Here is a 20,463-nt window from a genome sequence, read left to right on the forward strand (position 1 = left end):
CCCAGGCCTGCCAGGAGACCCGATGAACACCTTTCCGGACGGATATCGCCGTCCACATCCCACGGGCGGCAAGGCTATTCGGCTCTCCCGCATCGCCGACCCGGTGACCATGCGGTCCCAGATCGTGCCGATGGACCATTCGGTCACCGTCGGTCCGCTGGGCCCCACGCACCACACCGAACGCATGGTCCGGCTGCTCGCCGATTCCGACTGTGATGCCGTGGTGCTCCACCGAGGTCGCGCCCAGCAGGTCACCTCGGCCGCATTCGCCACCATGGGGTTGATCGTGCACCTGTCGGCGAGCACTTCTCTCGGTCCCGATCAGGACGCGAAGGTTCTCGTCGGGGGTGTCGACGCCGCGTTGCGGATCGGCGCGGACGCGGTGAGCGTGCATGTCAACGTCGGCTCCGCGACCGAGACACGGCAACTGCAGGACTTCGCTGCCATCTCCCGAGAGTGCGACGCACTCGGGGTGCCACTGCTGGCCATGATGTACGCACGGGGTCCGGCCCTCCCGGCCCAGCCGACGGGCACGACACTGGCCCATCTCGCGGCGATCGCCACCGATCTCGGTGCCGACATGGTCAAACTCGACTACGCCGGCTCCGCTGAGGTCATGCGGGCCGTCGTCGACTCCACCCCGGCACCGATCTACGTCGCCGGCGGGCCCGGCCGCACCGACGACGAGGCCATCGAATTCGGCGCAGAGGTGCTCACCAGTGGAGTCGCCGGACTGAGCTTCGGCCGCAACATCTTCGACGCCGCCGACCCGTTCCGGGTCGCCAGCAGCCTGGCCGATCTGGTGCACCGCCGTGCGGCGACCACGGCGATGGCGCGCGCCGGAGCGGCCGCCGACGTCACCGCACTCGAATCGGCCTGAGCCGAGTTGGACAGGTTCGAGTCAGCCCGGTCCGACAACGTCCACACCCCAGCCCGACGCGCGCAGGTCGCGCGTCATCCCCGTCAGCAGAACAGGAATCCATCCGTGTCCACCACCGACATGTCCACCGCCACCGGCGACGTCGTCGTCACCGACCAGATCGTGCCCGCCGCCACCACCACCGGCGCTGCGCGTGCCACCACGCATTTCGGCTGGATCGACGTCCGGGGACTGAACTCGACGGTGCGCGACGCGGTCATCGCCGCCGCCCTCAACCAGGGGCTGGACGGAATCGTCGCCGACGACCCGCAGGTGCTGAGCGACCTACCGCCGACCGTGCGCCGAATCCTGTTCGCCGCCAACGGCGAATCCGCATCGGAGGCCGACCTCGTCCTCATCGACTCCGCGGCGCTCGATCCCGCCGACCCCACCGGCATCCCGAGCGGCGTGCACATCACCGTCTCCGATGCGCCCACCCTGGCGCAGGCGTGTGACGCGGTGCGCGTCACCCCGTGGACCGTCCTGACCTTCACCGATCCCACCAAGATCCCGCTCGAGATCGTGATCGCCGCCGCCGAGAACTCCGGCGGCAAGACGGTGACCGTGGTCCACGACATCACCGACGCCGAGATCGTGAAACTCGTCCTCGAGCACGGCTCCGACGGGCTGCTCCTCGCACCCCGGCACGCCGACGACGTCCTCGCTCTTGCGGCGATTCTGTCGCCGACCGCCGACCGCGTCGAGTTGTCCCACCTGACGATCACCGGTGTCGAACACATCGGCATGGGCGAACGCGCGTGTATCGACACGTGTTCACTGCTCGAACTGGACGAGGGCTGTCTCATCGGTTCGTTCGCCAGCGGAATGTTTCTGTCCTGCAGTGAAACCCATCCACTCCCCTATATGCCGACGCGACCGTTCCGATGGAATGCGGGCGCCGTGCACTCTTATGTCCTGACCCCCGACAACCGGACCCGATACGTCAGCGAACTGCGGGCGGGTCAGCCGATCCTCGCGGTGCGTTCGGACGGTTCGGCCCGCGAGGTGCGGATCGGGCGAGTGAAGATCGAACGTCGCCCACTGATCTCGATCACGGCGACGAGCCCGGACGGCAAGACGATCAACGTCATCGCCCAGGACGACTGGCACGTGCGCCTACTCGGCCCCGGCGGCAGCGTCAACAACGTCACCGAACTCACCCCCGGAGACGTGCTGCTGGGTTACGTCCCCACCGAAGCGCGCCACGTCGGGCTGCCCATCACCGAGTTCTGTGAAGAACGCTGAGCGCCTTGCCGATCGGTTCGCCGCGGCCGTCGCCGCCCACGCCGACCGATCCGCGCTGCGCATCGGCGACCGGTGCTGGGATTATCGCGAGCTCGACGACGAGCTGAGCCGTCTCCGGGCAACTCTCGCCGAGTTCTGTACCGATCTCGACCGGCCGGTCGCGGTCATCGTCGACGGTACGGCGGCGACCTTCCTGCCGATGCTCGCCGTGCTCTTCTCCCCGCATCCGTTGATTCCCGTCGATGCCGCCTCCCCGCGGTCACGGGTGTCGACCGTCCTCGCCGACACCGGAGCACTGCTCTGGAGCGCCGACTCCGGGACCGACACCATGTCCACAGCCGACCTCGTGCCCGGCCATCCCCGGGTGGACTGCGCGGTGCTCGCCTTCACCTCCGGTTCCACCGGCACCCCGAAGGCCGTCCGGCAGGGCGACGAGCTGTGGCTGCATCAGGCGACCGAACTCGCCCACGAACTGGGCATCGGTCCGGGAGCGATTGTCGCACAAGCACTTCCAGCCGCCTTCGGTGGTGGACTCGACATCACCGTCACCACCCTGCTCGCCGGGGCGCTGCTGTGGACCCTCGATCCGCGAATCGACGGCGTGGGTGATCTGGTGGCCTCGCTGCGCCGTGGCCGGGCACAATCGCTGCACCTGTCGCCCGCGTTGTTGCGCGCGATCCTCGACACCGACGGCGCCGGCGAGGCTCTGCGCGGTATCGACCTGGTGGCCACCTGCGGTGAGGCGCTCGATGCGGCCGAGGTCAACCGGTTGCGCGCACTGACGCCCGAGGTCACCTTCGTGAACCGATCCGGCTCCTCGGAGACCGGCAACCTCGCCTTCAACTCGTTCGCACCCGACCGGGAGCTGCCGACCGGGACACTGCCCGCGGGCCGCATCGCGGCGGGCAAACACATACGCGTGCTCGATGAGGACGGCACGCCGCTCCCGGACGGGGCTGTCGGCGCCATCGAGGTGCACTCGCCCCATCTCGCACGCGGATATCTCTGCGGCGGTGAGCTCGTCGACTTCGCGACGCACGACACCGGTGGCGGGCAGCGGCTCGCCGCAGTGCCGGTGCGCAGTCACCGGACCGGCGACGTGGGGCGGGTCGACGGTGACCGGCTCACGTTGCTCGGTCGCAGTGACGACACGGTGAAGATCCGCGGCTACCGGGTAGACATCGGCGAGGTGACCGCTGCGGCCCGCGCCGCCGACGGCGTGGGCGACGCCGTGGTCATCGCCCACAAGTCGGACGGCCGAACCGAACTCGTCGCCTACGTGGCACCGCCGCGGGCCGCCCGTGCCCCGGCTGTCGCGACGGTCCGCACCGCCATCGGCCGGGCCGTGCCGTCGTGGATGGTCCCCGCCCACATCGTCCTGCTACCCGAACTGCCCCGCACCGAGCGCGGCAAGGTCGACCGCACCGCGCTGCCCGCCCCCCGGCGACGCCCCGCCTACACGCCACCGGCCACCGGTACCGAAAAGCTCCTGGCAGCGATCTATGCCGACCTGCTCGGGATCGGGTCAGGGGGGATCGGGACGGGCGGGATCGGGGCGGATGGGATCGGGTCAGGCGGGATCGGGTCAGACGACGACTTCGTCGCGCTCGGTGGCGATTCACTGACCGCGGTGACCCTGCTGCAGCGGGTCGAGGAGACCTTCGGGGTGAGCCTGCCCCCGTCCGCACCGATCGCCGACCCGACGGTGCGAGACCTCGCCGCGCGCATCGATGCAGCCGCACCCGTGTGCGCCGACGGCGTGGTGGTCCATCTGCCGGGAACGCACGAGCCCGGCGCAACGAATGATCCCGATGGAATGCCCGCACACTCCCCGATCGTGTTCGGCTTCGCCGGGGCCGGCGAGTCGGCACTGGCCTTCGCTCCGTTGGCGCGGCGCCTGTCCGGGTATCGCCTCATCGGTCTGCACGCACACGGTCTGGAGAACCGTGGTGTTCCCGATCCGACGATCCGGCGGGCCGCGCGACGCTTCGCCCGCCAGGTGCGCCGGCTCTGTCCCCACGGTCCCTACCGATTCGTCGGGCACTCACTGGGCGGGGTGATCGCCATGGAGGTCGCGCGCGTCCTCATCGCCGACGGTGAGGTCGTCGAGCACATCGTGTGTCTCGACACGGTGCTCACCGGCCCGCTACAACGTCGTCTGCCGGTTCACCTGCCCGCCTCCACCGCCGACACCACCCACGCCGCAACCGGATCCGATGTCGTCGACGCCGAACAGGTTGCTGCAGAGCACCGTTCGACGTGGGATCTGTGGCGTACCCGGGCGGCGTTGCTGACCGCCGGATGGTGGCCGCGGCCCGCCGATGCCCAGTGGTCACTCTTCCACGAACTCGGTCGACGTTCGGCGTTGCTGCATCGGTTACACCCCTGGTCGGGCCCGGCCACGATCGTCCTCGCCGAGGACAACCCGGACCCCGGTGAGTGGTGGGAGGTGATCGCGCCGGAACACCATGGCGTGCACCGCATCAGCGGTGACCACAACGGCATCCTGCGCGCGCCGCACGTCGATGTGACCGCGGGAATCGTCGCCGATGCCCTTGCCGGGGCGCACGTATGACCCCCCGGTTCGCGGTGTACATCGTCGCGCACGACAAACCCGCGTTGTTCGCCGATCTGGTGGCCTCGCTGCACCATCCGCAGATCGACGTCTACGCCCACATCGATCGCGCCGTCGACAGTCGTCCGTTCCACGAGGCGGTAGGTGCGGCACTGCCCGAGGCGGTGCATCCGGTGCGCTTCGTCGCCGACCGCGACCGCATTCGGGTGCGCTGGGGTGGCATCAGCCTGGTGTCCGCCGGCCTACGGCTGCTCGCTTCGTCCATGGCGACCGGCCGTGTCTACCATCGTCATTCGTTGCTGTCGGGGACCGACCTGCTGCTTCGGCCGCTGCCCCAGCTGATCGACGCGTGGTCCGGGGACGTCGAATTCCTGCGCGTCGACTGCGCACTGGATTCCGGACCGCACCGCGCGACCGTCGACCGTTATCACTTTCCCGACCATCCGGGCCTGCGCCGGCTGTCCGGTCGCATTCCCCGCCCACCGGTCGAACGGCGCCTCTACCGCGGGTCCAACTGGTGGTCGCTCACCGACGAGGCGATCGGGATCATCGCCCGCACCCTTGCCGACGACCCGGGCTGGTTGCGGGATCTGCGGTTCGCCTCGTGCCCCGACGAGATCGTGTTCCACTCGATCCTCATGGGATCGGCTCGCGCATCGGCCATCGGGCAGAACTACGCCGAGTGCGTCCACGACAATTATCGGCATCCCGAGTCCGACTGCGTACACAGCGACGTGACCATCCACGGGCAGCACTACATCGACTGGACCGATCCCGCCGGCGTCTCGCCACCGGATCTCGATGTCGAGGCGCTGCGACCCGCTCTGGACGGCCCGGCCCTGTTCGCCCGCAAGGTGCCCTCGGGCTGGACGTGGCGCACCGGGCCGCTGCCCGGCCCGTCAGACAGCGACTCGACAGACAGCGACCCGACAGACACCGCTCGGCCCGCTCGGGTGCGCACGTGATCGGCCGGTTCGCCACCCGGGATCGGTTGACGATCAACGCTTCTGCCCTGATGGCCAGCTCGGTGGGTACCGGGTTGCTGGGGCTGGTGTACTGGATCGTCGCCGAGCACCACTTCCCCACCGCCGAGGTCGGTCGGGCCTCCGCCGTGATCAGCTCGGCGACCGTGCTGTCCTCACTGGCCTGTCTGTCCCTCGGCGGTGCATTTCAACGGTTCCTGCCGGTCGCGGGCGGCGCCGCCCTGCGCTACATCGTCGGCGGGTATCTGCTGACCGCGGCCACCGGTATCGTCCTCGCCATCGGATTCGTCGTCGTCGGACTCGGAGACCGAATCCTGCACAGCACCGGTGAACGAATCGCCTTCGTGGCGATGGTCGTCGTGTTCGCGCTCTACGCGTTGACCGACCCCATCCTCACCGGCCTGCGGCGCGCTCCGGCCGTGGCGGTCAAGAACATCACGCTCTCGGCGATCAAGATCGTCCCCATCATCGTTCTGGCCGGTGTGCCCTCGGCACTGGTCATCTCCGGATCCTGGGCGCTGCTGGCGGCCGTGGTCACCGCCGTCTTCGTGTTCGGTGCCTGCCGTACCGCGATCGCTCGCTGCGGCCAACGCCCGGATCTACCGGCCGGGCGCGAGTTGTTGTCGTTCCAGGGAGCGTTCTTCTTCCTGATGCTGGTGTCGTCGGTGACGCCGCTGGCGTTGCCGCTCGTCGTCGTCGCCAAGACCGACACCACCCAGAACGCCTATTTCAACCTGGCGTGGACGATGTGCTCGGCGGCCGGCATGCTGCGCGCGTCGATCGGTTCGGCGTTCATCGTCGAGGCCTCCGCGCCCGGCGCCGACCGCCCGGCCCTGCTACGGCGACTGGGCCGGATGCTCGGACTGGTCACCGGGGTGGTGGCGGCGGGACTGGCGGTCGGGGGGCCGGTCGTGCTGGTGCTCGCCGGCCGCGACTACTTCCACGCGGCAGGGCCGCTGATGGTCGTCATGGCCGTCGAATCGATCGTGGAAACCGTTGTCGTGACCTACTTCTTGATAGCCCAGCTCCAACGAAGGATGCGGTGGATGGTCACCGCGCAGGTGATCATGGTGATCACCACCGTCGGTGGTGCGTGGGTGCTGCTCGATCCGCTCGGGCTACTCGGCGTCGCGGTGGCCTCGCTGCTCGCGGCGGTGATCACCCTCGCGGTGGTGGCCCGGCCGCTGATCGTCGGGGTGCGCACGATGCTGCACGACGCACCGTCGGACACTTCTCGCACCGACGACGATCCGCGGGTCGCGACGCTCGGCGGCTTCGGCGCCGGTGTCACCGACGTCGGGCAGCCAGCGTCGCCTCGATGACGCGACGCGAACAGAAACGGGCGGACTGGACTCCCGGTTTCCGCCGGAATGCCCGCGCTGCGGCCGCCGAGGTGATCACCGCGGTCCGCAGCACCCCGGCGTCCTCGGGCCACAGCAGGTCGCCGACGACGTGATCCGGCAGGGCGCGCACACCGGTGCGGTGCGCGTGCGCCGCCGCGATCGCCAGGTGCGCCTCCCGCTGCTCGGCACTGTGCCGGTTGCTCACCTGCGACGGATGAATCCGGTACCGATAGCCCACCGATGCGACGTTGCCGATCCGTCCGAACGCCGAGAGCCGTGCGTAGAACTCGTAATCCTCGGCGTGGGTGAACTGCGGATCGAACCGCAGAGCGGCCTCCGTCACGACGTCACGGCGCATCATCACCGAAGCGCCGCACAGACTTCCGGCCAGCAGCAGCCGCTGACGGCACGCCCTGTCCGAGCGCGGCATCCGCACGCGGCCGGTCATCGATCCGAACATCTCGTAGTCGGTGCCGCAGGCGATCCCGTCGGGATGCCGGCGAAACCACCGTAATTGCGAACGCAACCGACCGGGGGCCGAGATGTCATCGGCATCCATACGCGCCAGATACCTGCCGCGGGCCTCGTCGAGACCACGGTTCAAGGCGGCCACGAGTCCCGAATTCGGTTGTCCCACCACACGTATGCGTGGTTCGTCGAGTGCGCGCAACACCTCGGCGCTGCCGTCGGTGGAGCCGTCGTCGATCACCAGGAGTTCCAGATCGTCGACGCCCTGCTCGAGAATCGACCGCGCGGCCACCTCGATGTGGTCGGCGGCGTTGTACACCGGCATCAGAACTGTCACCAGCGGCGGGTCCGCCCGCCCGGTCAGCGCCATCGCAACACCGCCGAGTAGAGGCCGGGCACGAACTTCATCAGCATCGCGAACCTCGCCTCGCGCAGATGGCGTCCGGCCCACAGGGCCGGCAGATCGTGCAGGGTGATGTCGGCGCGGACCCGACGGATCGCCGTGCGATACAACGGCGGTTCGGCCCGGCCGTGATGCGCCGACCGCATCGCGACGTGGGCCACCGACGTCAGCACCTCGCGGTAGCGGAAGCCCACGAAGTCGCGGGCCCAGTCCACCCCGCGGTCGGCGCCGCAGATCAGCTCTCGCACATCGGCTTCGACGCGGAAGAGGTCGAGCGTCGAGGGACTCAGGGCCGTCGACAACGAGCCCTCCCGATACAGATAGCGATACAGCGGCTCGGTCACGGTGGCCACCCGGTCCACCGACAATGCCAGCCGCACACTGGTCGCGACATCTTCGTAGGCCTGATCCTGTGCCCACGGGTGGGTTCCGAGGATCTCGCGGCGGAACATCTTGGTACAGGCGTACGCCTTCGCGCGGCCGCGGAGGATCTCGCGGGCATAGTGCTCTCCGGTGAGCACCTCGGCTGGTGGCGGCGCCTCGTCGATCTGCAGGACGTTGCCGTCGACGTCGACGCGCCGGGTACGGGTGACGGCGAATGCCGCGTCATGCCGCTCGATCGCGTCGACGAGGCGTTCCACGAAGTCGGGGTCGGCCTGATCGTCGCTGTCGAGGAACCAGACCAGATCGGTGTCCAGTTGCGCCAGGCCGGTGTTGCGGGCCCGCCCCAGGCCGCCGTTGCGGGGTTGGCGAATGAGCGTATGCGGACGCTCGTGCTCGGCCAGTACCCGCTGGGCCAGCGCAACCGAGTCGTCGCCGCCCCGGTCATCGACAAGTACGATCTGGTCGACGGGAAAGGTCTGCGCCAGAACCGATTCGAGGCAGCCGCGAACATAGGGCGCGCACCGGTACACAGGGATCACGACGCCGACGGTCGGCCTCACCCTCATGCACCCCTCTCCCAACCTTGCCCACACTCCGTGATGAGGATAGCCTAAGCAAATTCCCAGGTGCCGGCGGTGCCACACAGACGGCTGCCGACCCGAAGTCGATAAGGTGACTCCTGTGACCGCCACCACTTCATTTCCCGCACCCGACCTCACGGGTCGCTCCGCCCTCGTCACCGGCTCCAGCCGGGGAATCGGACTGGGCATCGCCACCGAACTGGCCCGCCGCGGAGCCGCGGTCGTCATCACCGGCCGCAAGCCCGACGCCCTCGAGGACGCCGCCCGGCAGATTCGCACCTCCGTCGCCGATGCGCGGGTCACCGCGGTGCCCGGCAACACCGGAGACCCCGCGCATCGGACGGAGGCCGTCGCGGCGGCCGTGTCGAACGGAGGAATCCACATCCTGGTCAACAACACCGGCATCGCACCGACCGCGGGACCGCTGATGGACGCCGATCTCGACGCCGTCCGAAAGACGTTCGACACCAACGTGGTTGCCGCGCTGGGCTTCGTCCAGGAGGCCTATCGGGCGGGTATGGCCGAGCACGGCGGCGCGGTGATCAACGTGGCGTCGGTGGCCGGCCTGCGATCGACCGGCGTGATCGCTGCCTACGGCGCATCCAAGGCCGCATTGATCCGGCTGACCGAGAAACTCGCCTGGGAGCTCGGACCGTCCGGGATCCGGGTCAACGCCATCGCCCCCGCCATCGTCCGGACCAAGTTCGCCGATGTGCTCATCAGCGGTGACAACGAGGCCAAGGCGATCGCGCGGTACCCGCTCGGTCGCCTCGGCGAAACCGAGGACATCGCCGCCGCAGCGGCGTTCCTGGCCGGCGACGGCTCGTCGTGGATCACCGGCGAGACCCTGCGGATCGACGGTGGCCTCCTGGCCACCGGTGCTGTGTGAATGACGCGGCGCGGGCCCGGGGAGTGAAGGTGCCGCAGTGAGGGTACCGGGGTGAGGGGGCTGGGGTGAGAGGCCGGACGGCGATCGTCGTCGGTGCGGGACCTGCCGGTCGGGCGCTGGCCCATCGGCTCGCCCATCACGGCGTACCGGTGACGCTCATCGATTCGCGCGTCGAACGACGCTGGACGGCAACGTATGCAGCGTGGACCGACGAGCTACCGGCCTGGCTCGACGACTCGGTGATCGCCGCGCGGACGGCGTCGGTGGCCGCTCATGCGATCCACCGGCGTCACATCCCGCGCGATTACAGCGTCTTCGACACGGTCGGGCTGCAGCGACGCCTGCACCTCGACGGTGTCGACGTCGTCGAGGCACGAACGCGCCACGTTGCCGCCGACCGGGTGATCACCGACGACGGCAAGGTCCATCGGGGAGCGACGGTGTTCGATTGTCGTGGCGCGGCGGCCGACGGCCCGTCGGCCCGGGCGGCCCCGCGCCAGACCGCGTTCGGCATCGTGGTCGGCCGCGACGAGGCGGCGCCGGTCCTCGACGGCGCCGAGGCGGTCCTCATGGACTGGCGAGCGCCGCGAGAAGGTCCGCCGTGGAGCCCCCGCGGAGCGGCGCCGTCGTTCCTCTACGCCGTACCCGTCGGCGACGACGCGATCCTTCTCGAGGAGACCTGCCTGATCGGCCGCCCGGCGCTGCCGGTCGCCGAACTCGCCGACCGCCTCACCACCCGCCTGGCCGGCCACGGCATCACCGGTGAGGGGGCACGGCACCGGGAGCGGGTGTCCTTCCCGGTACTCATCGCCTCGCCCACCCCGTGGCGTCTGGAGCCGCTGCGATTCGGCGCCGCAGGCGGATTCGTGAACCCGACCACCGGATACGGTGTGGCGACCGCGCTGCGTTGGGCCGATACCGCGGCACGGGCGGTCGCCGATGACGAGGACACCTCGGAGGTGTTGTGGCCGTGGCGGGCACGGCAGGTGTGGCGTCTGCGCCTGCGCGGGGCCGCCGTCCTGCTGGGTCTCGACCCCGTGCAAACCGTTCGGTTCTTCGACGCCTTTCTCGCGTTGCCGCTCGAGTCACAGCGCAGCTACCTGAGCGAACGCACCGACCTCACGGGCACCCTCGCCGCGATGCGCCGGGTGTTCGCGGCCCTCGATCAACCCACCCGCACGACCCTGGTCCGACGAACGATGCGCGGCCGCGCCTGATCGGCGCCACGGAGAGCGCGTCGCCGATTCCGCGGGACTTTGGTCCCGTGTTGCGGGTGCGGATTGAGGGCGCCCGATAACTAATGTTAGCCTCGCCTAACACCAATCCGGTGCCGGGTGTCGGCGGCAGTGCCCCGACTCGCATCTCGAAGGACATCCCATGAAGGTCTGCGTGGTCGGCGCCGGTCCGTGCGGTCTCACGACCATCAAACAACTCCTCGACGAAGGCCATGAGGTGGTCTGTTTCGAGAAGAACCCGGATGTCGGCGGAATCTGGCTGCGCGACGCCGATGGTGCGGATGCCGAGCAGATGAAGGCCTACGACACCCTGATGCTGACCATCTCGATGAAGCTGATGGCCTACTCCGATCATCCCCACGCCAGCGACGGTAGTCGTGGTGAGCGCGAGTTCTATTCGCGCGCGCAGTATTTCGACTACCTGAAGGGGTACGCCGAGCGTTTCGGTCTGTTCGAGCACATCCGTGCCGGTCATGAGGTCGTCGATGTCACCCGTGACGGCGCGACGTGGCGGGTCGATGTGCGCGACGGCGGAGACGCCGCGGGAGCCGTCCGTGCCGAGAGGTTCGACGCGGTCGCGGTGTGCTCGGGGCCGTTTGCCACACCGAATCGCGACATCGCCGAGCTCGAGGGATTCACCGGAGAGATCGTGCACTCCAGCGAGTACCGCAACAACGAACGTTTCCGCGGCAAGCGCGTCCTGATCGTCGGGCTCGCCGAGTCCGGTGCCGACATCGTGCGCGAGGTGGGCGACGTCGCCGCCGAGGCGACGCTGTCGATCCGCTCCTACAACTACCTGCTGCCCCGAATCATGAACGGCGACCGCACCACCGACCACGGAACCGTCCGGTCTCATCATCACGAGATGCTGCGCCGCTCGAGCGACGAGCCGTTCGTCCTCGACACGTTCTGGGGAACGAGCACGATCGCCAAGGCCGTGTTCCTCGCGTTCTCGGTCGTCCTCGGGGTGGTGACGACGGCGCTCGGCGCGGTCCGGGTGGCGAGCGAACGACTCGTTCCCGCCCGCCGCCGACCGAAGTCCGCACTGAATCCGATGGGCGAGCCGATGTTCCCGCCCAAACTCGACGTGAGCACCGTGCACGACGACGCGAATTTCGAACTGATCCGGACGTGGAATCGACGGTCCCATCCCGATGGCAGCTGGGCACAACGCACCATCTTCTGCAAGAACGTCAGTTTCATCCCGCACCTGGTGAGCGGCCGGGTGACACTCAACGACCGCGGGCTCTCTCACTCGGAGGGCACCACGATCACCTTCGGCGACGGCACCTCCGCCGAGTACGACACGGTGGTGCTGTGTACCGGTTTCACCAAGGAGTCGTTGTCGATCGGCGACCTGCAGGTCAAGGACGGCAACGTGCGCAACCTGTACAAGCACTTCCTGCATCCGGAGCATCAGGGCACGGTGGCCTTCATCGGCTTCGTGCGTCCGTTCTCCGGCGGGATCCCTGTGTGCGCGGAGATGCAGGCACGCTACTTCGCCCGGGTGCTCAGCGGCGCACTCACCCCGCCCGCCGACATCGACGAACGCATCGGGCGTGAGAAGGAGTGGGAGGAGTACTGGACGGCGTTGAGCCCTCGGCACACCGAAGCGATCCCGTCCCAGGTGCTCTACCTCGACGCGCTCGCGCGTGAGATCGGGTGCCTGATCCCGATGCGGATGATGCTCACCAACCCGAAGCTGTTCATCCAGTTGTGGTTCGGCAGCTTCAACCCTTCCTGTTATCGCGTGGTGGGGCCGCACAATCTCGGCGACGCCGCCCTCACCGACCTGTATTCCGAACTCGTCGACAACCGCCGCGAGATGGCGTTTCGGATGTCGATGCTGCAGTTGATGCCCACCCACGTCCATCCCGAACACATGATGTGAGTGCTCACAGGCGGGTGTCGACGGGCTCGGATTCCAGCGCCAGCACCCCGAAGACGCACTCGTGCACCTGCCAGAGCGGAGCCCCAGCCACGTGACGGGCGAGGGCCTCACGGCCCAGCCGATATTCACGCGCTGCCATCGACCGCTTGTGCCGCAGATCGCGAGACCGCAAGCGCGCCAGGTCATCGAGGTACGACGGCCCATAGACGATCCGCAGGTACTCGCGGCCGCGGACCTTGACCCCGGCCGGCGGCACGCGTCCAGCATTGTCGCGCACCGCATTGGCGTACGGTTTGACGACCATCCCCTCGCCACCCGCCGATGTCAGATCCGCCCACCACTGCTCCGCAGCCGCACACGAGCGCCGGTCATCGACGTCGACGACGCGGTGGCGGGTTCGGGTGAACAGTCCGTCGTCGGCGTCGACCAGTGTCGCGATGGTGTCAAGATGCCATGCGTGCGAACGAGACTCGAGGGTCATCTCCCCCGCCGAGCCACCCCCGCAGGCCAGCACCTCGAATGGCGCGATACGAACGTCGTCGATTTCGGCGCCCGGGTGCACATGGCCCGCGTAGGCGTCGGTGAACGCGCCGAGGTCGGCACGGCGACGCCCGAGGGCATCGAGCTCGGCGTCCACCGACAGACCGCGGGCCAGTGCGCGGGATAGTTCGTCGTGCAACATCTCGGTCTCGGCTCGGCCGGCCGCGGCGACCTCCGCGAACTCCTCCCGAACCAGACTCTCGCCCTTGATGTTCCACGGCAGCAGTTCGGCGTCGAGGATCAGCCATGTCGCGTCCAGCCGGTCGAACAACTCCGCCACCGCGGTGCGTGCCCGCGCCAGGAGCGCGTGCTCGTCGGAGCCGTCGAAGAAGGGCCGACCGGTGCGCGTGTACATGGCGCCGCTGCCACCGCGCACCCCGAAACAACGCAACGCGGTGTCCTCGTCAGCGGTGAGCACCATGATCGCGCGCGACCCCATGTGCTTCTCCTCGCACATCACGGTCGAGATGCCCTGCTCACGGAAGAACGTGAACGCGGCGCCGGGACTCTCCAGGAGATCGTCACGATCCGAGCCGATCGGACTCATCGTCGGCGGCAGGTAGCGCAACCATCGTAGGTCGACGGAGTATCGCGACATCACCTCGAGAGCGGCCGCCGCGTTCTCGGCACGAATCGACACCGGTGGCCCGTATCCGGTTCGGATGGAGCGCTTTCCGAGGACATCGGCACGGTGCAGCCGTGCGCGCACGCGGTCGTCGGCTGCGCTCTGCCCGTAGCCGAGCGGACGACCGGCGTCGAAGTACGTCGCCCGCGCCGGCACCGACACGACCTCCCGCTCCGGGTAGCGCAACGCGGTCAACGCGCCGCCGAACACGCATCCGGTGTCGATGCAGATCGTGTTGTTGACCCACGCCGCCTGCGGCACCGGGGTGTGTCCGTACACGACCTGTGCCTGCCCGCGATAGTCCCGGGTCCAGTCGATCCGCACCGGAAAACCCCAGCGGTCGGTCTCACCGGTGGTCTCACCGTAGAGCGCCGCGCTGCGAACCCGCCCCGATGTGCGTCCGTGATAACGCTCGGCGAGCCCTGCGTGCGCGACGACGAGTCGTCCGTCGTCGAGCACGAGCTGGGTGATCAGACCGTCGAGGAATTCTGTTGCCTCCAAGCGGAACTCGTCGGTCGTCTGTGCGAGCTGCGCCAGCGTCAGATCGGCACCGTGTCGCGCGCGGATCTCCGCACCACCTGCCCCGCGCCCGGTGCCCGCTCCGGCGCGGAGCAACCGCACCAGCTTCTCCTCGTGATTGCCGCGCACGCAGAGTGCGCGGCCGGCATCGACCATCGCCCGGACCACCGCGATGACCTGTGGACTGTCCGGACCACGGTCGACGAGATCGCCGACGAAGACCGCCGTACGGCCCTGCGGGTGTTCGGGGACGCCGCGGACGCGGCCGTCGTCACCCACCTCGACCACCCACTCGAGGGCGCGCAGCAGGTCGACGAGTTCGGTGGCACATCCGTGGACGTCGCCGATGATGTCGAACGGCCCGTGCAGATCGCGCTTGTCGTGGTACATGCGGGTTCGGACGACCTGGACGGCGTCGATCCCGGCGACTCCGTCGAGATGATGGACGTACCGGAACCCTTCCTTGCGCAGCACTTTTCGGCTGTTGCGGAGCAGGTTGTACTGCCGTGCGAGAACACCCTCGTCGGCGCCGGTGACCGACGCTCTCCTGGTGAGTTCGCCGCGCGGGACGTCGAGGAGGATCGCGACCGCGAAGACGTCTGCCTCGCGTGCGAGGTCGAGCAACACCCGACGATCCTCCGGACGCAGCGAGGTCGCGTCGACCACGGTCAACAGGCCACGGCGCAGACGCCGTCCGGCGACGTCGGAGAGCACCGCGAAGGCATCGGCGGTGGCCGACTGATCGGTGGGGTCGTCGGCGACCATGGCGCGCAAGGCATCCGACGACAGCACCTCAGTGGTGTCGAAGTGACGGCGAACGAAGGTGGACTTGCCGGATCCGGACACTCCCACCATGACCACCAGGCACAGGTCGGGGATTTCGAGGACGGTCATCGTGTCACCCCTTCCGGCGACGGTGTGCGATCGGTGCGGGTGAACACGGCGTACTGGGTCGGCGACCCCGCCTCGGCATCCCGGTCACCGATTCCGCCACGAACATGGGTGTAGGCGAACTCCGAGGAGACCGCGGCGCACCAGTCGGCGAACTCGGTGCGGTCGAACTCGAAACGGTGGTCGGGGTGACGCAATTCGCCGGCGGCCAACCCGTAACGGGCATTGAACTCTCGATTGGGCGTGGTCACGACGACGGTGGCCGGTGCCATGTCGTCGAACACCGAGGCCATCGCCACCGGCAGCCGCCCGCGGTCGATGTGCTCGATGACCTCCATCAGCACCACGGCGTCGTATCCGGAGCAGCGTGGATCGGCATACATCAGCGACGATTGCCAGAGCTCGACCTGCCGTACGAGCTCCAACCGTCGCGCCGCACGGTGCAGTGCATCCGCCGCGACGTCGACTCCGGCGAGTCGCGGGATCGGGGTGCGTGCCGCCAGTTCGGCCAACAGTCGCCCCTCCCCGCAACCGACATCGAGGACAGAACGTGCGCCGGATGCCGACAGGAGACCGACAACCTCCTCTGTCCTGTTGTGCGACAGACGTTTCCGTGTATCTGTGACGCCTGCGGCCGGCGCATCCGCTCCGGACACCATGATGATCGCCCGCTCGGCAAGGCCCGGCAGGTTCTTCAGATACGCGCGGGTGATGGCCGCGGCGTGGGGGTGGGCGGGCAGCCACGAGTCACCGAGCCGCGCCAACTTCTCTATCTCGGCGTCGTCGACGAAGTAGTGCTTGTCGCGGGCGAGAACCGGGACGAGAACGGCGAGATGCCGCAGGGCGTCGACGACGCGAAACGATCCGCGCACGGTGAGCACCCCGTGGTCGGAACTGCCCCACTCCGCCGGCACCAGCGCCTCGCGTGTCATCTCGACGGTCCAGCCGAGTGGCTCGAAGAGATCCTCGGCACTCAGGGTGTCGGTGGCTCTGGGGTTGTCAGGGTCTCTGGGGTTGTCAGGGCCACCGGGGCACGGGACCGCGGCGGCGCGGATGGTGAGATCCCATGTTCGGTCGACCAACTCGGGCCGCTGGTGGCAGCGTCCGGCCAGTGCGTCACCGAACACCTTGCCCAGTGCGACCACCATGCGGGTGGACGCCTCGTACGGCGCGGCGGTGACGTATCGCGATGTCCCGGAATCGCGCGTCGGACGGATACCGGTGCCGTCGACGTGCATGGCGACCCGGCACCGGTCGTCGTCGGCGATCGGGTAGAAGACGGTGGCCACGCCCTGGCTGGTCGGGAATCGCTGGACCCGATCGGGATGCTTGTGCAGCAGGTAGCCGACATCGGTCGCCGGGCTCGCCGGCCCGCCACGTACTTCCACGGTCATCAACACGCCGACCACACTATCGGTGGGGGCAAACGGTTTTGGCCGGTCAGCTGTGTCGCGACAACCGCCAGCGTTGCACCATCTCCTCGACGTCGACGGTGCGGCACACCAGATGTGAGGCCGGGCCGACGCTCGGACGCAACCGGTCCTGCTTCACCCGGGTGTTGAAGTCGGTCAGAATCGTGCGGACCAAACCTTCGTCGGCGATGCCGCGCAACGACTCCGGGAAGGTGTCGCGCTCCTTGCGCAGTTGCAGGGTGGGTGGCAGCAGTGCGGTCGAGTCGAGGTCTTCGTCGCGGATCTTCTGCTTGGCCCACCAATCGGGGTCGTCGAGTCCGGACAGGTTGAGCGGCTTACCCATTCCGGGCAGATTGTCGAACTCGCCACGCTCGGTCGCCTCGCGGATCATCTTCTCGACCCGTGACTCGTGACGCTGCGGACGCCACCGCCGTACCCGTCGGAAGTGTCCCTCGGGTCCGGTGGATGCGGGGTCGCCGCCGTCCGGTCCGGTCACCGGCCGCTAGACGGTGAACCCGAGGGCGCGCAGTTGCTCGCGGCCGTCGTCGGTGATCTTGTCCGGGCCCCACGGCGGCAGCCAGACCCAGTTGATCTCGACCTCGGTGCACAGTCCGCTGTTGACCAGTGCCCCGCGGGTCTGATCCTCGATCACATCGGTGAGCGGGCAGGCCGCCGAGGTCAGCGTCATGTCGAGTTTCGCGACGGCATCGTCGGTGATCTCGATGCCGTAGACGAGTCCGAGATCGACGACGTTGATCCCCAGTTCGGGGTCGACGACATCGCGCATGGCCTCTTCGACGTCGTCGTACTGCGGCAGCGACGTACTCGGGCCGGTCGGCGCCGGGACACCGGCTGTGGTGTCGACGTCGGCCGCGTCGGGATTGATGCTCATGCTGTCTCCGCTCCTTGCGATGCTGGTTGCGATTCGAGTGCCTCGACCGATCGTGCCAACGCGTCCTTGAACGCCAACCATCCCAGGAGGGCGCACTTGACCCGCGCCGGATACTTGCTCACCCCGGCAAAGGCAATGCCGTCGCCGATGACGTCCTCGTCGCCGTCGTCCTTGCCACGCGAGGTCATCATCGTGGAGAACGAGTCGACGGTCGCCAACGCCTGCTCGACCGGCAACCCGACGATCTGGTCGTAGAGCACCGATGTCGAGGCCTGCGAGATCGAACAGCCCTGCCCGTCGTAGGAGACGTCGGCGACGGTGGTGCCGTCGTCGCTCAGGGCGACCCGCAGGGTCACCTCGTCCCCGCAGGTCGGATTGACGTGGGCGACCTCGGCGCCGAATGGCTCGCGCAGACCACGGCCGTGCGGATGTTTGTAGTGATCGAGGATCACGTCCTGATACATCTGCTCCATGCGCATCAGGCGTTCACCCCGAAGAAGTTCTGCGCCTTGCGGATCGCTGCGGCGAGCGCATCGACCTCGTCGAGGGTGTTGTATGCGGCGAACGACGCGCGTGCGGTTGCGGCGACACCGAACCGCTTGTGCAGCGGCCACGCGCAGTGGTGACCGACACGAATGGCGACTCCCTCGTCGTCGAGGATCTGCCCGAGATCGTGGGCGTGGATTCCGTCGACGACGAACGACACCGCTCCCCCGCGGTCTGTGGTGGTGCTCGGACCGATGATGCGCAGGCCACCGATCTCGCCGAGCTGCGACAGCGCTCGCTCGACCAGTGAGTGCTCGTGTGCGGCAACAGCGTTCATGCCCAGCAGCCGGAGATAGTCGACCGCCGCGCCGAGTCCGACGACCTGTGAGGTCATCGGTACCCCGGCCTCGAACCGTTGCGGTGCGGGCGCGTACGTCGACACCTCCATCGACACGGTCTCGATCATCGAACCACCGGTCAGGAAGGGCGGCAGCGCATTCAACAGCGCCTGCTTGCCGTAGAGCACACCGACACCGGACGGTCCGAACATCTTGTGCCCGGAGAAGGCCGCGAAATCGACGTCGAGTGCGGTGAAGTCGACCGGCATGTGCGGCACCGACTGGCAGGCGTCGAGGACCACCAGCGCGCCGACCGCACGCGCCCGGCGCACCAGTTCGGCGACGTCGGCGACCGCACCGGTCACGTTGGACTGATGGGTGAACGCCACCACCTTGACGGTCTCGTCGAGGTCCAGTGAGTCCAGATCGATCCGGCCCGCATCGGCCGAATCCCCGCCGGTGACCCCGTACCACTTCAGGGTGGCACCGGTGCGTCGGCAGAGTTCTTGCCAGGGAACGAGATTCGCGTGGTGTTCGAGCTCGGTGACGACGACGGTGTCACCCTCACCGAGTGCGCGGCCACCCAGGATCGCTGCGCTGCGGTCGTCGCCGAGGGTGTAGGTCACCAGATTCAGCGCCTCGGTGGCGTTCTTGGTGAACACGATCTCGTCGGGTGCGGCGCCGACGAAACCGGCAATGGTCTCCCGTGCCGCCTCGTAGGCGTCGGTCGCCTCCTCGGCGAGCTGGTGCGCACCGCGGTGGACCGCGGCGTTGCGGGTCGTCAGGAACTCACGCTCGGCGTCGAGAACCTGCAGTGGCCGTTGCGAGGTGGCCCCGGAGTCGAGGTACACCAGCGGTTTGTCGTCGCGGACGTTGCGCGCCAGGATGGGGAAATCCGCACGCACCGCGGCGATGTCGAGGCCGGTGGTCCCGGTCTCGACGGCGTCTGCGGAGAGAGTCACGAGTGCTCCTTTCACAGACCCGGCGTCGTGCACCGGGTCAGCGGCTCGCGGCCGCCGAGGTGAAACGTACGTAGCCGTTGTCCTCGAGTTCGTCGGCGAGTTCCGGGCCCGCCGATTCGACGATGCGGCCGCCGACGAACACGTGGACGTGATCGGGCTTGATGTAGCGCAGGATTCGGGTGTAGTGCGTGATCAGCAGGATGCCACCGTTCTCGGCCTCCTTGTAGCGGTTCACGCCTTCGCTGACCACACGCAACGCGTCGACGTCGAGGCCGGAGTCGGTCTCGTCGAGGATCGCGATCTTCGGCTTGAGCAGGTCGAGCTGCAGGATCTCGTGGCGCTTCTTCTCGCCACCGGAGAAGCCCTCGTTGACACTGCGTTCGGCGAAGGACGGGTCGATCTCGAGGGCGGTCATCGCCTCCTTGGTCTCCTTGACCCAGTGGCGCAGCTTGGGTGCCTCGCCGCGCACCGCGGTCGCCGCGGTTCGCAGGAAGTTCGACATCGACACGCCGGGCACCTCGACGGGGTACTGCATCGCCAGGAACAGTCCGGCGCGCGCGCGTTCGTCGACACTCATCTCCAGGACGTCCTCACCGTCGAGGGTGATCGAACCCTGGGTCACCTGGTACTTCGGGTGCCCGGCGATGGCGTAGGACAGCGTCGACTTGCCGGATCCGTTGGGCCCCATGATCGCGTGCGTCTCGCCCGAGCTCACGGTCAGATCGACACCCTTGAGGATGTGGATGGGTTCGGCGTCGGCATCGCTCTGGGCGACGTCGACGTGCAGGTCACGGATTTCCAGTGTGCTCACGATTCATTCCTTGATGGGTGTCTGTGGGTGCGTATGGGCTGATGTCCGGTGCGAGGCTTCTGCGTCGGCCG

At 68.3% G+C, this 20,463-nt stretch carries 17 protein-coding genes; 8 read left to right on the forward strand and 9 right to left on the reverse strand.

Annotated elements, in window-relative coordinates:
* Positions 1-22: 22 nt before the first annotated feature.
* From QNM97_RS11500 to QNM97_RS11520, 5 genes are all read left to right on the forward strand, one after another.
* Positions 23-880: a 2-amino-3,7-dideoxy-D-threo-hept-6-ulosonate synthase gene (locus tag QNM97_RS11500; RefSeq protein WP_283822834.1), complete on the forward strand. Its 858-nt coding sequence runs from the start codon at positions 23-25 to the stop codon at positions 878-880.
* Between the two features lie 120 nt (positions 881-1,000).
* Positions 1,001-2,164: a 3-dehydroquinate synthase II family protein gene (locus tag QNM97_RS11505; protein WP_283823172.1), complete on the forward strand. Its 1,164-nt coding sequence runs from the start codon at positions 1,001-1,003 to the stop codon at positions 2,162-2,164.
* Positions 2,151-4,739: an AMP-binding protein gene (locus tag QNM97_RS11510; RefSeq protein WP_283822835.1), complete on the forward strand. Its 2,589-nt coding sequence runs from the start codon at positions 2,151-2,153 to the stop codon at positions 4,737-4,739. Before QNM97_RS11505 ends, QNM97_RS11510 begins: the two co-directional genes overlap by 14 nt.
* Positions 4,736-5,704, forward strand: coding sequence for a beta-1,6-N-acetylglucosaminyltransferase (locus QNM97_RS11515; protein WP_283822836.1), 969 nt, complete (start codon positions 4,736-4,738; stop codon positions 5,702-5,704). The genes QNM97_RS11510 and QNM97_RS11515 overlap by 4 nt, the downstream gene beginning before the upstream one ends.
* Positions 5,701-7,044 carry a lipopolysaccharide biosynthesis protein gene (locus QNM97_RS11520; protein WP_283822837.1) on the forward strand — a complete coding sequence of 448 codons (1,344 nt, stop codon included), beginning with the start codon at positions 5,701-5,703 and terminating at the stop codon, positions 7,042-7,044. Before QNM97_RS11515 ends, QNM97_RS11520 begins: the two co-directional genes overlap by 4 nt.
* Here QNM97_RS11520 and QNM97_RS11525 read toward each other — a convergent pair.
* Both QNM97_RS11525 and QNM97_RS11530 read right to left on the reverse strand, forming a co-directional pair.
* On the reverse strand, positions 7,010-7,903 hold the full coding sequence (locus tag QNM97_RS11525; protein ID WP_283822838.1) for a glycosyltransferase family 2 protein: 894 nt from the start codon (positions 7,901-7,903) through the stop codon (positions 7,010-7,012). The genes QNM97_RS11520 and QNM97_RS11525 overlap by 35 nt on opposite strands.
* Positions 7,894-8,859 carry a glycosyltransferase family 2 protein gene (locus QNM97_RS11530; protein WP_283822839.1) on the reverse strand — a complete coding sequence of 322 codons (966 nt, stop codon included), beginning with the start codon at positions 8,857-8,859 and terminating at the stop codon, positions 7,894-7,896. Before QNM97_RS11530 ends, QNM97_RS11525 begins: the two co-directional genes overlap by 10 nt.
* Positions 8,860-9,001: 142 nt before the next feature.
* On the opposite strand from QNM97_RS11530, the gene QNM97_RS11535 reads away from it, so the two are divergent.
* The 3 genes from QNM97_RS11535 to QNM97_RS11545 all read left to right on the forward strand — a co-directional run bounded on the left by QNM97_RS11535 (position 9,002) and on the right by QNM97_RS11545 (position 12,916).
* Positions 9,002-9,790 carry an SDR family oxidoreductase gene (locus tag QNM97_RS11535; protein WP_283822840.1) on the forward strand — a complete coding sequence of 263 codons (789 nt, stop codon included), beginning with the start codon at positions 9,002-9,004 and terminating at the stop codon, positions 9,788-9,790.
* Between the two features lie 65 nt (positions 9,791-9,855).
* Complete coding sequence (locus QNM97_RS11540) at positions 9,856-11,007, forward strand: lycopene cyclase family protein (protein WP_283822841.1); 1,152 nt, start codon at positions 9,856-9,858, stop codon at positions 11,005-11,007.
* A 160-nt stretch (positions 11,008-11,167) separates the two neighbouring features.
* Positions 11,168-12,916 carry a flavin-containing monooxygenase gene (locus QNM97_RS11545; RefSeq protein WP_283822842.1) on the forward strand — a complete coding sequence of 583 codons (1,749 nt, stop codon included), beginning with the start codon at positions 11,168-11,170 and terminating at the stop codon, positions 12,914-12,916.
* 4 nt (positions 12,917-12,920) lie between these two features.
* Here QNM97_RS11545 and QNM97_RS11550 read toward each other — a convergent pair whose 3' ends face one another.
* Genes QNM97_RS11550 through sufC form a run of 7 tightly spaced genes read right to left on the reverse strand, consistent with a single transcriptional unit; the run spans position 12,921 to position 20,392 of the window.
* Positions 12,921-15,494 (reverse strand): polynucleotide kinase-phosphatase, encoded by a 2,574-nt coding sequence (locus QNM97_RS11550; RefSeq protein ID WP_283822843.1) that lies wholly within the window; start codon positions 15,492-15,494, stop codon positions 12,921-12,923.
* Positions 15,491-16,891, reverse strand: a complete 1,401-nt coding sequence (locus QNM97_RS11555; protein ID WP_283822844.1) for a 3' terminal RNA ribose 2'-O-methyltransferase Hen1 — start codon at positions 16,889-16,891, stop codon at positions 15,491-15,493. The genes QNM97_RS11550 and QNM97_RS11555 overlap by 4 nt, the downstream gene beginning before the upstream one ends.
* A gap of 40 nt (positions 16,892-16,931) precedes the next feature.
* Entirely contained in the window at positions 16,932-17,399 is a 468-nt protein-coding gene (locus tag QNM97_RS11560) for a DnaJ family domain-containing protein (protein ID WP_283822845.1), read from the reverse strand.
* Positions 17,400-17,405: 6 nt separating this feature from the next.
* Positions 17,406-17,795, reverse strand: coding sequence for a metal-sulfur cluster assembly factor (locus QNM97_RS11565; protein WP_208791149.1), 390 nt, complete (start codon positions 17,793-17,795; stop codon positions 17,406-17,408).
* Entirely contained in the window at positions 17,792-18,274 is a 483-nt protein-coding gene (gene sufU, locus QNM97_RS11570) for a Fe-S cluster assembly sulfur transfer protein SufU (RefSeq protein ID WP_020171393.1), read from the reverse strand. The genes QNM97_RS11565 and sufU overlap by 4 nt, the downstream gene beginning before the upstream one ends.
* Positions 18,274-19,581: a cysteine desulfurase gene (locus QNM97_RS11575; RefSeq protein ID WP_283822846.1), complete on the reverse strand. Its 1,308-nt coding sequence runs from the start codon at positions 19,579-19,581 to the stop codon at positions 18,274-18,276. The genes sufU and QNM97_RS11575 overlap by 1 nt, the downstream gene beginning before the upstream one ends.
* Positions 19,582-19,618: 37 nt before the next feature.
* Positions 19,619-20,392 (reverse strand): Fe-S cluster assembly ATPase SufC, encoded by a 774-nt coding sequence (gene sufC, locus QNM97_RS11580; protein WP_208791147.1) that lies wholly within the window; start codon positions 20,390-20,392, stop codon positions 19,619-19,621.
* Positions 20,393-20,463: the final 71 nt, after the last annotated feature.

The organism is Gordonia sp. L191 (assembly GCF_030077625.1).
In the GTDB taxonomy this organism is placed as follows: Bacteria; Actinomycetota; Actinomycetes; order Mycobacteriales; family Mycobacteriaceae; genus Gordonia; species Gordonia polyisoprenivorans_A.

Excerpts from the sequence above, each read along its gene's own strand:
- QNM97_RS11525 (WP_283822838.1), bottom strand. The coding sequence starts at position 7,903 with ATGGCGCTGACCGGGCGGGCGGACCCGCCGCTGGTGACAGTTCTGATG.
- sufU (WP_020171393.1), bottom strand. The coding sequence starts at position 18,274 with ATGCGCATGGAGCAGATGTATCAGGACGTGATCCTCGATCACTACAAA.
- QNM97_RS11565 (WP_208791149.1), bottom strand. The coding sequence starts at position 17,795 with ATGAGCATCAATCCCGACGCGGCCGACGTCGACACCACAGCCGGTGTC.
- QNM97_RS11550 (WP_283822843.1), bottom strand. The coding sequence starts at position 15,494 with ATGACCGTCCTCGAAATCCCCGACCTGTGCCTGGTGGTCATGGTGGGA.
- QNM97_RS11545 (WP_283822842.1), top strand. The coding sequence starts at position 11,168 with ATGAAGGTCTGCGTGGTCGGCGCCGGTCCGTGCGGTCTCACGACCATC.
- QNM97_RS11505 (WP_283823172.1), top strand. The coding sequence starts at position 1,001 with ATGTCCACCGCCACCGGCGACGTCGTCGTCACCGACCAGATCGTGCCC.
- QNM97_RS11500 (WP_283822834.1), top strand. The coding sequence starts at position 23 with ATGAACACCTTTCCGGACGGATATCGCCGTCCACATCCCACGGGCGGC.
- QNM97_RS11515 (WP_283822836.1), top strand. The coding sequence starts at position 4,736 with ATGACCCCCCGGTTCGCGGTGTACATCGTCGCGCACGACAAACCCGCG.